Source organism: Paenibacillus sp. J22P218, assembly GCF_056269195.1.
Genome location: NZ_JBWDNL010000015.1, coordinates 1 through 11,778, shown reverse-complemented (window position 1 = coordinate 11,778; position 11,778 = coordinate 1). Strand labels below are relative to the sequence as shown.

Sequence of the window (11,778 nt, the reverse complement as noted above, 5' to 3'; positions counted from 1 at the left end):
AACAAACTCATACGAATCCTATTCGGCATATTGAAGAAAGGACATGAGTTCAGTGAAGAGAAGATGATCCAGGATATCCCTAGGTTCGCAGAGTTACCTCAAGCAGCTTAATTGATCGTTATTAGAAATGATGACCTAAACTAATGTGAGATAACAAGAAGCACGGATGAGTCGGAACGGAACTAACATACGGACGAAGATCCTGTCGGGCAGCATATCTGACCTCCACCTCATGGACAGGTTGAATGAAGGAATGTGGGAGCGTAGACTCTGTGAGATGTGGGAGGGTTGACCAACATGAGCTTATGTGGAGATCCAAAGGTGCAACCATACTTTACCGTACTAACCACTTTTTACTGAACAGTGGTCTGGGTAGAGACTTTTTGCGCATTAAGTAGCCCCACAAATTTCTTCATCTACAACTTCGTTCCATTAAAAAGTTATCTTTTAGCATTAGCATTTGTTCAAAACCTAAGAAAACGTGAGCATTTAAGAGAAAAGCGATTCTCCATAGAGGGAGGATAGTGTAATAAATTAGCGAAAATCTTTAGAAAGATCTTAATAATATTTTATAAAGAAGGTGATTGCTATACTCCTAGTTTATTTGCGGTATTTACTATATGTCTTGGACCATAAGCTAAACGTACTAATAGAATGTTGGAAAGAAGGTTTATATTTTCAAGGGATCATTCATGATATGTCTAAGTTTTTACCCTCTGAATTTTTTCCTTATGCAATAAAGTTTTATTCCAATCAGAAGGACGATAATACTGAGCTAAAATGGAAGCAATCTTGGCTGTATCATCAAAATCGGAATAAACACCATTGGGAGTATTGGATAGTCAATAAAAATAATAAAGAAGCTTTGCCGATGCCAAAGCAATATGTAATTGAAATGGTGTGCGATTGGAGATCGTTCTCAAGAAAGTGGGGACGTAAAGTTAAGGAGTACACCTTAGTAGACAGAATGATGGAATCAGATAATATTATTTTGCATCTGGAGACAAGGCAAGAACTTGAAAGAGTTATTAAAGGATCAAAGTAATGAGGATCACGCTATCGGGGAACGATAGCTCAGACAATGAGACGGCAGTGGACATGATGGTCAACTGCCGTTAGTTACTCTTCCTGTTCGTTGGTTCAGCAAGAAGGATAGCGCCATTTGATGTGAAAATCGATAATGTTTCCATAGTGATCCGACTCAATATGGCAGCATCCGGTCAACAGCTCCTTTAGCATCTCACGCCCTCGCTGTACTCTTGATTTTGCCCCCGAATACGAAATCCCCAGCTGTTCACTCATTTCCTTTTGGGACATTCCTTTCAACATGGAGAGTTCCAAAGCTACCTTGTATTTTTCTGGAAGTTGTTGGATAACCGATTCAAAGCAAGCAATTACCTCTTGGGCCAGATCAGGCTCATCGTATTCATCAATCGTTTGCTGCTGGTCCAGCAGCTCATCGTTCCATTTTTCCTTTCGGAAATAATCTACCATACTGTTGCGAGCGATTTGATAGATCCAGGACGTCAACTTTTGATCATCCTTCAAATCTTCAATATGGTTATTTATCTTCATAAAGACTTGCTGGACGATATCTTCTACATCGGCCTGATTATGGATTCGATTCGAGACGAATTTCTTGAGTTGAGGGTAATAGTCATGCCATATTAAAGAAATCTCCAAGAACATTCACTCCACCTTAGAAAATTTATTTTGTTAATCCTGCGTCCAAGATCCATTTCCTGCGTCTCCCTATTGTAAAGCAAACTACAATCGAGGAGTAGATTAAATGTCCGTAAAACAAATGCTGTTAATTGGTGACGATTACCCGGGGGCTTGGCATCCTCTCAATCAGGTGGCACATGAGCTGGAACAGATCTTGGAAGGCGAATTTCGATTGATCGTAACCCAAAATTATGATGACTTATCTACACTTAATACTAATGAGTTCGCGGCATGTATCTCGTATGCGGATATCTGGACACGAACTTTGACATCTGGGCAAATTGCGGGATTTCTCAAATTCGTAGCAGGCGGAGGCGGTTTGCTTGCCATTCATAACGGCATTTCATTGGCGGGAAGCAACGAGCTACTACAGGTAATCGGTGCCAAGTTTATTACACATCCCCCTTACCAACAGCTACATTTTTATCGAACGATAAACGAGCATCCGTTGTTACACGGAGTGGAAGATTTTACGATGGATGAGGAGCCATATCAGTTTGAATTCGATCCGTACACGCCCCGTACAGTTTTTCTGGAATACGAACATGCCGGGAAGAGATGGCCATCAGCATGGGAACAGAATTATGGATTAGGAAAGGTAATCTATTTACACCCAGGTCATAGGGCAGGTTCTTTCAGAGCGGAAGCTATCCAACGGCTTATTCAAAATAGCGCACGCTGGATTGTTGAAGGCGAGAGAGAGTAATAGAGGATAAGAAAAACATTAGTTTTACGTATCCAGGGAGCAGACTGCCGCAGCAGCTACTCCCTGTTTTTATTAAGCTAAGGGCAGGAAGGATAGTTTAATACGTACTTTGACGTGTTCGGTTATAAAGGAAAGGCTTCGTGAGTTCAAGTTGCCTTTGTAAATCAATTGTATCGTAAATTATCGAATCTATGAACAAGCGACAGACTTAACCTGCTAAGAGGACAGCTGCGAGAAACACGAGCTGCAGCAATGTACGGACAAGCAGCTTAGGTGTAGGTCTTCCACCGATAGTTAATCCTTCCCGGGCTGCCCTTACATTGGCAGGAAACATGGTCACGAGTAGAACCGCCAAACAAATGGAAGCCGTGTGGGAGGTAGCGGGGAACAGAATGCCGAAGGCACCCGCAATTTCCAGCCACCCAGTGGCCGTCACAATCCAATTCGGTTTTGGAAAAGCAACCGGGATCATCCGAATAAGATCAGGCCGTCTTTTTCCCCAGTGGGCGGAAGCTGTAAGCAGCAGCATGACGGCCACTGCTCCCTGAAGCGGAGAATGCCAATTGTCGAAATAAGACCAGCCGAACAGCCCAAGAACCCAGAACAGCAGAAACGAAACAACAAGCGCAAATAAAGGTGCCATTTTATCCCTCCGTTTAGAAGCTTTTCGTTATCATGAGAAATAATATGATGATTGGCAGCAATGTCGCGGGAATTCCGAAGATGGCCCAATAGCGGGAAGCTTGATGATATTCATTGGAGATGTTCCCACTTTCTATGCATTGAGCGCTATGGCGGATCATTCCGCGCTGCAGTGGAAGGAGAATAGCTAACCAGATCACGCCGGTAACGGCAAACAAAATCAGCGATAGCGTAAGCCAATTCAGCCCCGACAATGACATTTTCGCCTGTACGGCCATCACAATACCCGAGACAATGATGATCACGAGACCGGGGAGCGTAAATACATAATCGGCAAGCATAACGTTTTTTACCGTGCTGTGAATGACGGCGGGGTTTTTCGATAAATCCGCACGAACTTTCCAATATGCTGCAGTAATGATATTTCCTACGAATACCACGACTCCAACTAGATGCAACGTTAACCACAAGTTCATGATGCATTCTTCCTTTCTGTCTCTATTTATCGGGATTTTAAAATATTGACCATAAACGACGAATAATCTTGGGTATTGAAAGAAACCGAAGCTAAAGGAATAGAGGATCGGACGCGCAATCCGAGTGTTAGGAGGACGAACATTTCGGCTGTTTTATCCGTATCAATCGAATCCGAAATAACCCCGTGCAGTTGGCCGGTCAATATCCATTGCTTGGATAAATGCACAGACCGCTCATAATACTGATTGAGAGTTTCCGCGACGATAGGTTGATCTTCCTTTCCAAGTAAATATATCAGCACCTTGTTCGTTACGTCCTGAGCATCTTCTAGCATGGTAAGATTGTCAATGATCTTCTGCATGGGTCCCTCGAGCGTTTTTTCACCTTTTTCCACTGCGTTCATAAAATGAACGTTTGTCTCTTCGAGCCGCTCTTGGAGCACCCAGGCAAAGATCTCATCCTTGCTCTTCACGTAATGGAAGATAGCGCCCTTTGACAATCCCGATTTTTCCATGATGTCCTTCATAGTGACAGAGTGACACCCTTTTTCCCGTATCAGTTCTTTGATCGAATCAAGCAGCAGCCTGGTTGTTTGCTGCCTACGTTCCTCATGCTTCAATGTAAACCCTCCGTGTTCTTAGTGTTATTACTCTTATTATAAAAACCGACCATCGGTTTGTAAATAGGGATTGTCAAATCTTAACTCATTATTTATTTGTAGCAGGTTATTAGCCGAAGGGTTTTCGGTTTGTTGGAATGATTTCAATGAAGATGCTTGGTACGTTTAGTATTAAGCTATTGGGAAACTATAGTTGAATATCATAAGGGCTGCCGCGAGGCAGCCCTTCATTTAAATAACGGGAGTTTGGCTTGGCAATGAGTAAGGAGGAAAGGTGACATATTTACCCTTTTCAACTGTTGGATCATGGGATCCTCTTTATTATACTGATATTTAAGTGCCGAACGAGGCCTAAATATCAGTATAAATAATAAGCAAAGGCTGAGGAAATTCCGCGCACTGGCTTATCTTTTTCTAACGTTAACCTTTATATATTTGCATCCAGTTCTCCCCGTCCTTTAGTGGCTCGAAGCCGAATTTGGCGTATAGCCCTTGGGCATCTTCGGTCACGAGTAGGAAACGCCTCAATCCTTGCAGTTCTGGACAATTGACGATAGATACCATTATTTGCTTGGACAAGCCTTGGCCCCGATACTCGGATACGACGAAGACATCGGTTAAGTAGGCGAACGTTGCGCAGTCCGAAACGACCCTAGCAAATCCGACCTGCTGTCCGGTCATCGATGAATCGTAAGCACCAATTACGACAGCTGAATGGGCTACAGCCCGCTCGAAAGCGTTAAACGTCAGTGTCTTCGCCCAGTACATATGGTCATGCAGGTAACGGTAGGTGAAGACCAGATCTAACAAGCTCCGATCCGTCGACACCACTACACCATTCGTGTCTAGTATCTTTTGGTTCATAGCCATTCACCGTCCTCTGGAATATCAACTTTAGTAAGCAAATTTTTAGCGGAGAGCTTAGTCCGCAACACCTCCCGTGTGATGTGGCAATGATTGATCGTATCCATATGAACAGCAACGACACGAGTATACTGTGCGTATCCGATAAGCTCAATCACATCTTCTTCATCCATCGTAATTGCGTCGCCAACCAGGAATCTTGCCCCGCCCGCGTTGACAATTGTCATATCGGGTTTATAGGTATCTAGTGCTGTCTTCATGTCCTCACACCAGATCGTATCTCCAGCGATGTACAGCGTAGGCTCCCCCTTTGCCTGGAGAACGAAGCCAGACACTTGTCCCATTTTTTGACCGATCTCGCCCGTTCCATGTTGTCCGCTCGTACGATGAAGGGTTACGCCTTGGAAAGTCACGGAGGTTAGTATCTCTGTTACATCGGTAAAGCCTGACGAACGGATCGCATTCCTATCCCCCTTCTGGCAAAATATTACGGACGACTTCGACAGCGTATGCATTGCCGCTTCGTCCCAGTGATCTCGATGCAAATGCGTCACGAGGACGGCGTCAGGAGCGAGCCATGCATCCAACGCGTCTGGCAACGGGACGAGCGGATTACTCCGTTCGTCACCCGAGTTGGCGATTGGTGGATTAACTGCCTTTTCACTAAACATCGGGTCGATTAAAAAGGTCAAGCCCGCATATTCCAACCATAATGTCGCATGGCGAATGAGTTGAATGTTCATTTTAATTCCTCCTCGATGGTCCATCTGTTATAATATTGATGATATCATTAGCACCTTCGCTAAATACATAACTTAATGAACGTAATCAGGCATATTTATTTTCATCGTGAAAGAGTGATAACAAATGGCCAGTCAAACGATAGACGATGTTGATCTGAGGATTCTGAAAGTTTTGCTAAATAACGCGCTCCTAACCCATAAGGAGATCGGAGAGATGGTCCATCTTACAGGGCAGGCGGTTGGAGCGAGGGTGAGAAAGCTGGAAAACCTCGGAGTAATCGATGGCTATACGCTGCGTTGGAATCCCGATAAGATCGGGCTCAACGTCCATGCCTTTCTGATCGTGTTCATGAACTCGAATCAAGCACATCAAGCCTTTCGGAACTTCGTCCGGTCGACCGAGTCCGTGACGGAGATGCATCGTGTAGGCGGAGAAGGCTGTTATTGGCTGCGCATTCAGATTAGTGACGGTTCCGAATTAAACAAGATGTTGGAGGAAGTGCTAAAGTACGGCAATTATAAGCTAAGTTTATCAATCGAGCAGGTCAAGTAGCCTCGCTCCCTTTCTACGGTGAAATGTATCCTAAATAAAAAGGTCAAGAATTCCACTAACGGCGAACGATAGTTGAATGACCAAACTTATAAAGCTGCCGGCACATGATCGGCAGCTTTGTTACGTTAACAGGCAGGATAATTGAGCATAGAGGAGGAATATATTTACTCTTCGAACTCCTATAAAGAGGTGATTAATTATCATAATAATTGAGACAGGACGGTTATATCTAAGGGAACTTAAGATCAGTGATAAGTATGAGTTATCCAAGGTTCTTTCTGATCCTGAGGCCATGCAATTTTATCCCCAGCCGTTCAATGAAGAGAAAGTGGACCAGTGGATTAAATGGAACCTCGAGAATTATAAGAAGTACAAGCATGGACTATGGGCTTTGATATTAAAAGAAGACGATAAATTTATTGGCGATTGTGGAATAACGATGTAGACCATCGAAACTGAAATCGTTCCAGAAATCGGTTTCCACATAAATAAAGACTATTGGAATAAAGGTTACGCCACTGAAGCAGCTTTGGCCTGCAAAGAGTATGCTTTTAACGTGTTACGCTATCCAAGTGTTTTCTCGTACACCACAATAAAAAATGTTCCATCACAAAAAGTTGCAGAGAAAATTGGAATGCAGGTTTATAAGTTCATCGAGAAGAATAACGAAAGACAGATTGTTCAAGTTGCATATAACACAGCAACTCTAAATTTCTGATTACGCTAACGGGAGACGATAGTTCAATAATTGAAGCGGCGGACCAAAATTCGGTCTGCCGCTTTGTCAATAAACAGCTCATTGGGCTTTTTTCATTGTCAACAATATAGGGGCTTGACCAATATGGTGTTAGTGAGCAATGGGTTTATTCAAATCGTTATGTTTATTTTGATGATGGATTAGTTACTGTAATACAAGAATAATAGTGGTTTCTTTCAGGAGGGTACGCCTGCAGCGTCTAACGTTTGTAAAACCGTGTGGAATGCTGTATAAATCCATGGACCATTAGGATGTGGGGCTGGAACTGCAAATTCCAGAGCTCAAAACCGACGGTCTTTTTGCACTAATAAATTACTGAAAGGTAGAGGAACACAGAACCTCTGGTGTAAGAATTCGTATGCGACATATTAATAATGTTGGAATTGTTCGTGATGTTGATCATTTAGGACGAGTTTTTATACCAATCGAAATATTGCGTAGATTTCGAATACAAAATAATAGCGACAGACTAGAATTCTCTATTGATATTGATAAAAGAGAAATTTCGATTGAAAAGTATACAGGTTTGGGGTGTGCGTTTTGCTTTTCTAGCGAAAACACTACAGAATTTAAACACAAATTTGTTTGCGTAAATTGCATTAAAGAAATTTGCTTTTCTGGATCGAAGGATATTCTTGAAGACGAGGATCAGAGATCTGAAATCAAATACATTGAATCTGATGTTGCTGCTTATGTTGAAACCTTACAAGACGACATCAACGACAAACGAGGTAGAGGTAACATGAGGTCTGAATGTGCGATTGAGCAAGTTGCTGAAATGATCAAAAATAATCCTTATATCAGACAGGACGAGATTGCAAAAAATCTTAAAATAAGCAAAAGTAGGGTAAGGCAAATATTGAGTACTTATAAGAGAAACCTAGGGAGAAAGAGTGACTAGATATATTTTTCGTTGTTTGTGAAATCAGTCCACCATATACGCGGAACGGAAGATCTGCCGGCTGCTGATATCTGAAAGCGAGTTGAAAGCGGCGGACCGCACTTGCAACAAGGTTGAAGAAAAGCGGGTCGCAATTTCGAAGTGTTTGGTGCTGATTTTGAACAGAACCAATTAAACATCCAACTAAAGAATATAGCTTTATTTATAGACGAATGGGATGCGATAAAGATATAAGATTCAATTACATATGGATTTGATTATGTTGTGTCATACATTCCCATTGAATACAGGAATAAAAAGATTGGTGTTTATCGAATGTTATTCAAATTAAGCGGAGAGTCGTTTGATGATTTCTTTGTGCTTTATTGAACTATCGGAGAACGATAGCTGAATAACAACACTGCGGCAGCCGGCCAAATACGATCGGCTGCCTTTTTGTTGAGCTAACTGGCAGGTTAGTTAAAGAAGTTAGTGAAAAGCGCCTAGACTGGGCAAAACTCGAAATCTATTAAATTACGCATAACTCTAGTTAGACGAAATCAGTTAATTGTCGGGTGACAAGAACATAGTAACATTGAGAGCCGCATAAATTGCGGCTTTTTTGTTTTATGTTATCAAGTTCTTGTCAAAATGAAATGACAAGAACTTGATAACATTCCCGATAGGTGACAAGAACTTTGTAACTTTCCCGACAATATGTACGATGCCCGGTACAGCCCTTGAGAGCATGTCACTGGAAACAGATTATTGAGTATGTTATCTCGTTGTCGGTGATCAGCAGGGAAGTTTTATTGAACTAACTGGCAGGTTAGTTTTATAAAGGGGTTTAAAAACCATTTAGATCATATTCACCTAAATGGTTTCTTTGTTTGATTTTTTTGTACGACTGTACTAAAATAAAAACATGAGTAAAAAAAATGATCCAACTAACCCAAAAAAAATGTCATTCATCGAAAAAGCCCGCAGGGCTCAAATTGTGGAATGTGCGATTGAAACAATCGCAGAAGTAGGTTACACTCAAGCCTCTTTAGGAGAAATCGCAAAACGCGCAAATATCAGTAAAGGAGTTATTTCTTATCACTTTGCAAATAAAGAGGAATTATTGGAGCAAATAACTATCGAATACTATATAGCTTGGCAATCATACATTGCTCCGCGAATAGAAGCCCAAAAATCTCCTAAAGAAATGCTTCGAGTATACATTGAATCCAATCTTGCATTTGTATCTGAAAATCGGAAGCATGTTTTCGCTGTTATAGAATTGGTTTCTAAAACGATAACTGCTAATGGTAAACTTCAGTTTGCGGCAGAACACGATGAAGCCGTATTAGTTCCAATTGAAAATATTCTCACCCAAGGAATGCAAGAAGGGATATTTCGGGAATTTACCAAATCATCGGCAAGGGTAATGGCGTTAACAATAAGAAATGCCATTGACGGGTTCACCATGGAATTAATGAGAAAGCCCCATTTAGATGTTCAGGAATATACGAGAGAACTGGTTACAATCTTCGATATATCAACTAGAAAGCAGGGTGTCACTTAGGAGGGCGGATAACAATGTTTTACTATGAGGTACTTTGTTTTAGTTGTAAAAAAACATTCAAAGAATACGAAGGTTCGCTAAAATATAAGCAAGCAAAGGAAAGAAAGGTTAAGTATTTTTGTTGCGAAGAATGCGCTGATAAAATACGCATTGAAGCTATATTGAGTTTTATGAACAGGATAAATCGTAAGTTTTGATTTTCTCAACGATTATCGTCAAATATTGCACTAAAACGCCGCGGCAACAATTAAACCGAGCAACTCCGTCTTTACGAATTTTTCTTATGAGGATTAAGCTAACGGGAAACGTTAGTTGAATAATCGATGAACATGAAGCTGTCGGTGCTGACCGGTAGCTTCATTACGTTAACGGGCAGATTAAGTTAATGAATCAACGCAAAAAGGAAATGAATATTTTACACCGAACTGTTACTAAACAGCTAGTGATGTTAGTTTGATAAGGGGGAAGACAATTGCGAAGAGTTATTCTTATAGGTGAACAACTTTCGCTCTTGAGACTACAGGAGGCATTATCCGAGAGCCTGTTTAAAATGGAAATGGTGTATGATGGTGCGCGGCTTTCGGGCGATAGTTCTGAAGGTCACTTCTACTTGGACGATATAACTTCGGATGTGCCAAATGAATATGAAGTGGAGGAACTAAAGATAATTTTTAATTATTTTCGGGCACCACAGTTTATTTCTTTTTGTTACTCAACGGAACGCGTACGTATCAGTGCCCTTAAGTTGATAAGTATTAAAATTCATAATCTGTTGCTAGACGATGACATGGGAAGTATCATGTCTTTAACTGATAGCGTTTAAGTTTCAAACATTCAGAGAACAAGCTGTTATCATTGAAGTAATGGGAGAGGATAGTTCCAAAACGAGATAGCGGCAGTAAGCCAGTCAGCTTAGTCCAAATGAATTGGATATGTAACTTTTAATGAGGAGAATTATTACTATTGAAGCTTTTTACAAAGGAATTCAAGAAAATTATAGTCGACGATCATCCATTTCTTTGTGTAATCGACCAAAGGTCTGAAAACGAGCACATTAGTTTTAAGATTTATCCATCCAATACGAAAACATCATATTTCTTGATTTTCTTCTCTTGGAAAATCAATTGGGTAACGCAGCTTTGCCAACCAATGGTTTGTGCTAAGTTAATTCATTACGCCATTAGCAGTGGCTGGGACTATAAATCTGAACGCGCTGTGCTCAAACTCCAAGATGGAGACATTTTGGTAGATCAGCTCGGTTTGGATGAATTAATTCGGTAACGGTACGCGTTTGGGCTATTGGCTAAACTAACGGGAGACGAAAACACCACGACATGACGGCAGCCGCCGGCTGCTGTTGTTCTTTAAAGTAAAGGGAATCATATTCAATCTAACTATTTCATTCGATTTGGCGTATATATTACAGGAGTTAGTAATCATTTGAGGAGTTTTCAAGTTAGATAATCACTTTCAACTTTCTGTAGGAAACGGAGGGTACACATGAACAAAAGCATGTGGATTGGTCTTGTAGTTTTCTGTTTCATTGTAGGAATCTTAGTGCTCATTCAACTTGGTTCAAGTAAGGAAAAGGTATCTTCGCAATTTGCGGAGCACCTTTTTAAGTATCCTCTTCCTACGGACACAGTAATAATTGCAAAGCATCAATTCAATGGTAAACCGCTTATTGACTCACCAGGAAACGGTGGATATTGGAATGTAGTCGCGATCATGGAATTAAGAACTACACTCACTATGAGTGAGATTTATGATTATTATCAAAATGCTCCGTTATTCCCATATCCTAAAAGTGAGAAGCGAGGTGTGGAATTAGAAATCTATTTTGATTGTGACATCCAGAAAATCGAAAAACAAAATGCATTCTACTATCGTTCAAACGATGGCGGAATGAATCTGGTTTCTAACTACGACATAGATGGAACCTCAGACAAGGCAGAAAGAACTGGTGAAATGAATTTTGTCCTTCAGTTGACAAGTGATTTCGATTACTTGTTGAATTTTGATTAACTGAATCCCGAAAATTTACATTGTTAATCTTGTGCTAACGAGGAACTTTAGTTGAATTAAAATGGAGCAGATTGCAATTGGGCAGCTGCTCCATTTTCATTAAGCTAAAGGGCAGCATTCCTATTATGAAGAAATACTAGATTTGAGAAACAAAAAGACTCCTTGGTATGATGTTGATGGGTCCATGATGCTGGCCAGCGACCGGATCCAAAAACAAACC

14 protein-coding genes and 1 pseudogene are annotated in these 11,778 nt (G+C 41.1%); 9 read left to right on the top strand and 6 right to left on the bottom strand.

Annotated features, from left to right (window positions below):
- Positions 1-580 precede the first annotated feature (580 nt).
- The gene (locus AC0YN0_RS31135; protein WP_475824712.1) at positions 581-1,045 is read left to right on the top strand and encodes a DUF5662 family protein; all 465 of its coding nucleotides are present in this window, start codon (positions 581-583) and stop codon (positions 1,043-1,045) included.
- A gap of 95 nt (positions 1,046-1,140) precedes the next feature.
- On the opposite strand, the gene sigZ is transcribed toward AC0YN0_RS31135, so the two are convergent.
- Positions 1,141-1,683: an RNA polymerase sigma factor SigZ gene (gene sigZ, locus AC0YN0_RS31130; protein WP_475824711.1), complete on the bottom strand. Its 543-nt coding sequence runs from the start codon at positions 1,681-1,683 to the stop codon at positions 1,141-1,143.
- A gap of 106 nt (positions 1,684-1,789) precedes the next feature.
- Here sigZ and AC0YN0_RS31125 point away from each other — a divergent pair, with 106 nt between their 5' ends.
- The gene (locus AC0YN0_RS31125) at positions 1,790-2,431 is read left to right on the top strand and encodes a ThuA domain-containing protein (RefSeq protein ID WP_475824710.1); all 642 of its coding nucleotides are present in this window, start codon (positions 1,790-1,792) and stop codon (positions 2,429-2,431) included.
- A gap of 208 nt (positions 2,432-2,639) precedes the next feature.
- Here the strand turns inward: AC0YN0_RS31125 and AC0YN0_RS31120 are convergent, their stop codons facing one another.
- From AC0YN0_RS31120 to AC0YN0_RS31100, 5 genes are all read right to left on the bottom strand, one after another.
- Entirely contained in the window at positions 2,640-3,074 is a 435-nt protein-coding gene (locus AC0YN0_RS31120) for a DoxX family protein (RefSeq protein WP_475824709.1), read from the bottom strand.
- 13 nt (positions 3,075-3,087) lie between these two features.
- The gene (locus AC0YN0_RS31115; protein WP_475824708.1) at positions 3,088-3,549 is read right to left on the bottom strand and encodes a DUF2269 family protein; all 462 of its coding nucleotides are present in this window, start codon (positions 3,547-3,549) and stop codon (positions 3,088-3,090) included.
- A gap of 26 nt (positions 3,550-3,575) precedes the next feature.
- Positions 3,576-4,169: a TetR/AcrR family transcriptional regulator gene (locus AC0YN0_RS31110; RefSeq protein WP_475824707.1), complete on the bottom strand. Its 594-nt coding sequence runs from the start codon at positions 4,167-4,169 to the stop codon at positions 3,576-3,578.
- Positions 4,170-4,589: 420 nt separating this feature from the next.
- The gene (locus tag AC0YN0_RS31105) at positions 4,590-5,033 is read right to left on the bottom strand and encodes a GNAT family N-acetyltransferase (protein ID WP_475824706.1); all 444 of its coding nucleotides are present in this window, start codon (positions 5,031-5,033) and stop codon (positions 4,590-4,592) included.
- The gene (locus AC0YN0_RS31100) at positions 5,030-5,776 is read right to left on the bottom strand and encodes an MBL fold metallo-hydrolase (protein WP_475824705.1); all 747 of its coding nucleotides are present in this window, start codon (positions 5,774-5,776) and stop codon (positions 5,030-5,032) included. Before AC0YN0_RS31100 ends, AC0YN0_RS31105 begins: the two co-directional genes overlap by 4 nt.
- Before the next feature lie 124 nt (positions 5,777-5,900).
- On the opposite strand from AC0YN0_RS31100, the gene AC0YN0_RS31095 reads away from it, so the two are divergent.
- The 7 genes and pseudogenes from AC0YN0_RS31095 to AC0YN0_RS31065 all read left to right on the top strand — a co-directional run bounded on the left by AC0YN0_RS31095 (position 5,901) and on the right by AC0YN0_RS31065 (position 11,558).
- Positions 5,901-6,329, top strand: a complete 429-nt coding sequence (locus AC0YN0_RS31095) for an Lrp/AsnC family transcriptional regulator (RefSeq protein ID WP_475824704.1) — start codon at positions 5,901-5,903, stop codon at positions 6,327-6,329.
- Between the two features lie 196 nt (positions 6,330-6,525).
- Positions 6,526-7,047, top strand: a pseudogene (locus AC0YN0_RS31090) (GNAT family N-acetyltransferase).
- Between the two features lie 397 nt (positions 7,048-7,444).
- Complete coding sequence (locus AC0YN0_RS31085; RefSeq protein WP_475824703.1) at positions 7,445-7,987, top strand: hypothetical protein; 543 nt, start codon at positions 7,445-7,447, stop codon at positions 7,985-7,987.
- Between the two features lie 904 nt (positions 7,988-8,891).
- Positions 8,892-9,533 carry a TetR/AcrR family transcriptional regulator gene (locus AC0YN0_RS31080; RefSeq protein ID WP_475824702.1) on the top strand — a complete coding sequence of 214 codons (642 nt, stop codon included), beginning with the start codon at positions 8,892-8,894 and terminating at the stop codon, positions 9,531-9,533.
- Between the two features lie 472 nt (positions 9,534-10,005).
- A complete protein-coding gene (locus AC0YN0_RS31075; protein WP_475824701.1) occupies positions 10,006-10,356 on the top strand; it encodes a hypothetical protein in 351 nt (116 codons plus the stop codon).
- A gap of 140 nt (positions 10,357-10,496) precedes the next feature.
- On the top strand, positions 10,497-10,814 hold the full coding sequence (locus AC0YN0_RS31070; RefSeq protein WP_475824700.1) for a hypothetical protein: 318 nt from the start codon (positions 10,497-10,499) through the stop codon (positions 10,812-10,814).
- 219 nt (positions 10,815-11,033) lie between these two features.
- Positions 11,034-11,558, top strand: coding sequence for a hypothetical protein (locus AC0YN0_RS31065; protein ID WP_475824699.1), 525 nt, complete (start codon positions 11,034-11,036; stop codon positions 11,556-11,558).
- The last annotated feature ends 220 nt before the right edge of the window (positions 11,559-11,778 follow it).

What these genes read in the sequence shown, in the direction of transcription:
- AC0YN0_RS31125 (WP_475824710.1), top strand. Translation starts at nt 1,790, where the DNA reads ATGTCCGTAAAACAAATGCTGTTAATTGGTGACGATTACCCGGGGGCT.
- AC0YN0_RS31120 (WP_475824709.1), bottom strand. Translation starts at nt 3,074, where the DNA reads ATGGCACCTTTATTTGCGCTTGTTGTTTCGTTTCTGCTGTTCTGGGTT.
- AC0YN0_RS31115 (WP_475824708.1), bottom strand. Translation starts at nt 3,549, where the DNA reads ATGAACTTGTGGTTAACGTTGCATCTAGTTGGAGTCGTGGTATTCGTA.
- AC0YN0_RS31105 (WP_475824706.1), bottom strand. Translation starts at nt 5,033, where the DNA reads ATGAACCAAAAGATACTAGACACGAATGGTGTAGTGGTGTCGACGGAT.
- AC0YN0_RS31100 (WP_475824705.1), bottom strand. Translation starts at nt 5,776, where the DNA reads ATGAACATTCAACTCATTCGCCATGCGACATTATGGTTGGAATATGCG.
- AC0YN0_RS31095 (WP_475824704.1), top strand. Translation starts at nt 5,901, where the DNA reads ATGGCCAGTCAAACGATAGACGATGTTGATCTGAGGATTCTGAAAGTT.
- AC0YN0_RS31085 (WP_475824703.1), top strand. Translation starts at nt 7,445, where the DNA reads ATGCGACATATTAATAATGTTGGAATTGTTCGTGATGTTGATCATTTA.
- AC0YN0_RS31080 (WP_475824702.1), top strand. Translation starts at nt 8,892, where the DNA reads ATGAGTAAAAAAAATGATCCAACTAACCCAAAAAAAATGTCATTCATC.
- AC0YN0_RS31065 (WP_475824699.1), top strand. Translation starts at nt 11,034, where the DNA reads ATGAACAAAAGCATGTGGATTGGTCTTGTAGTTTTCTGTTTCATTGTA.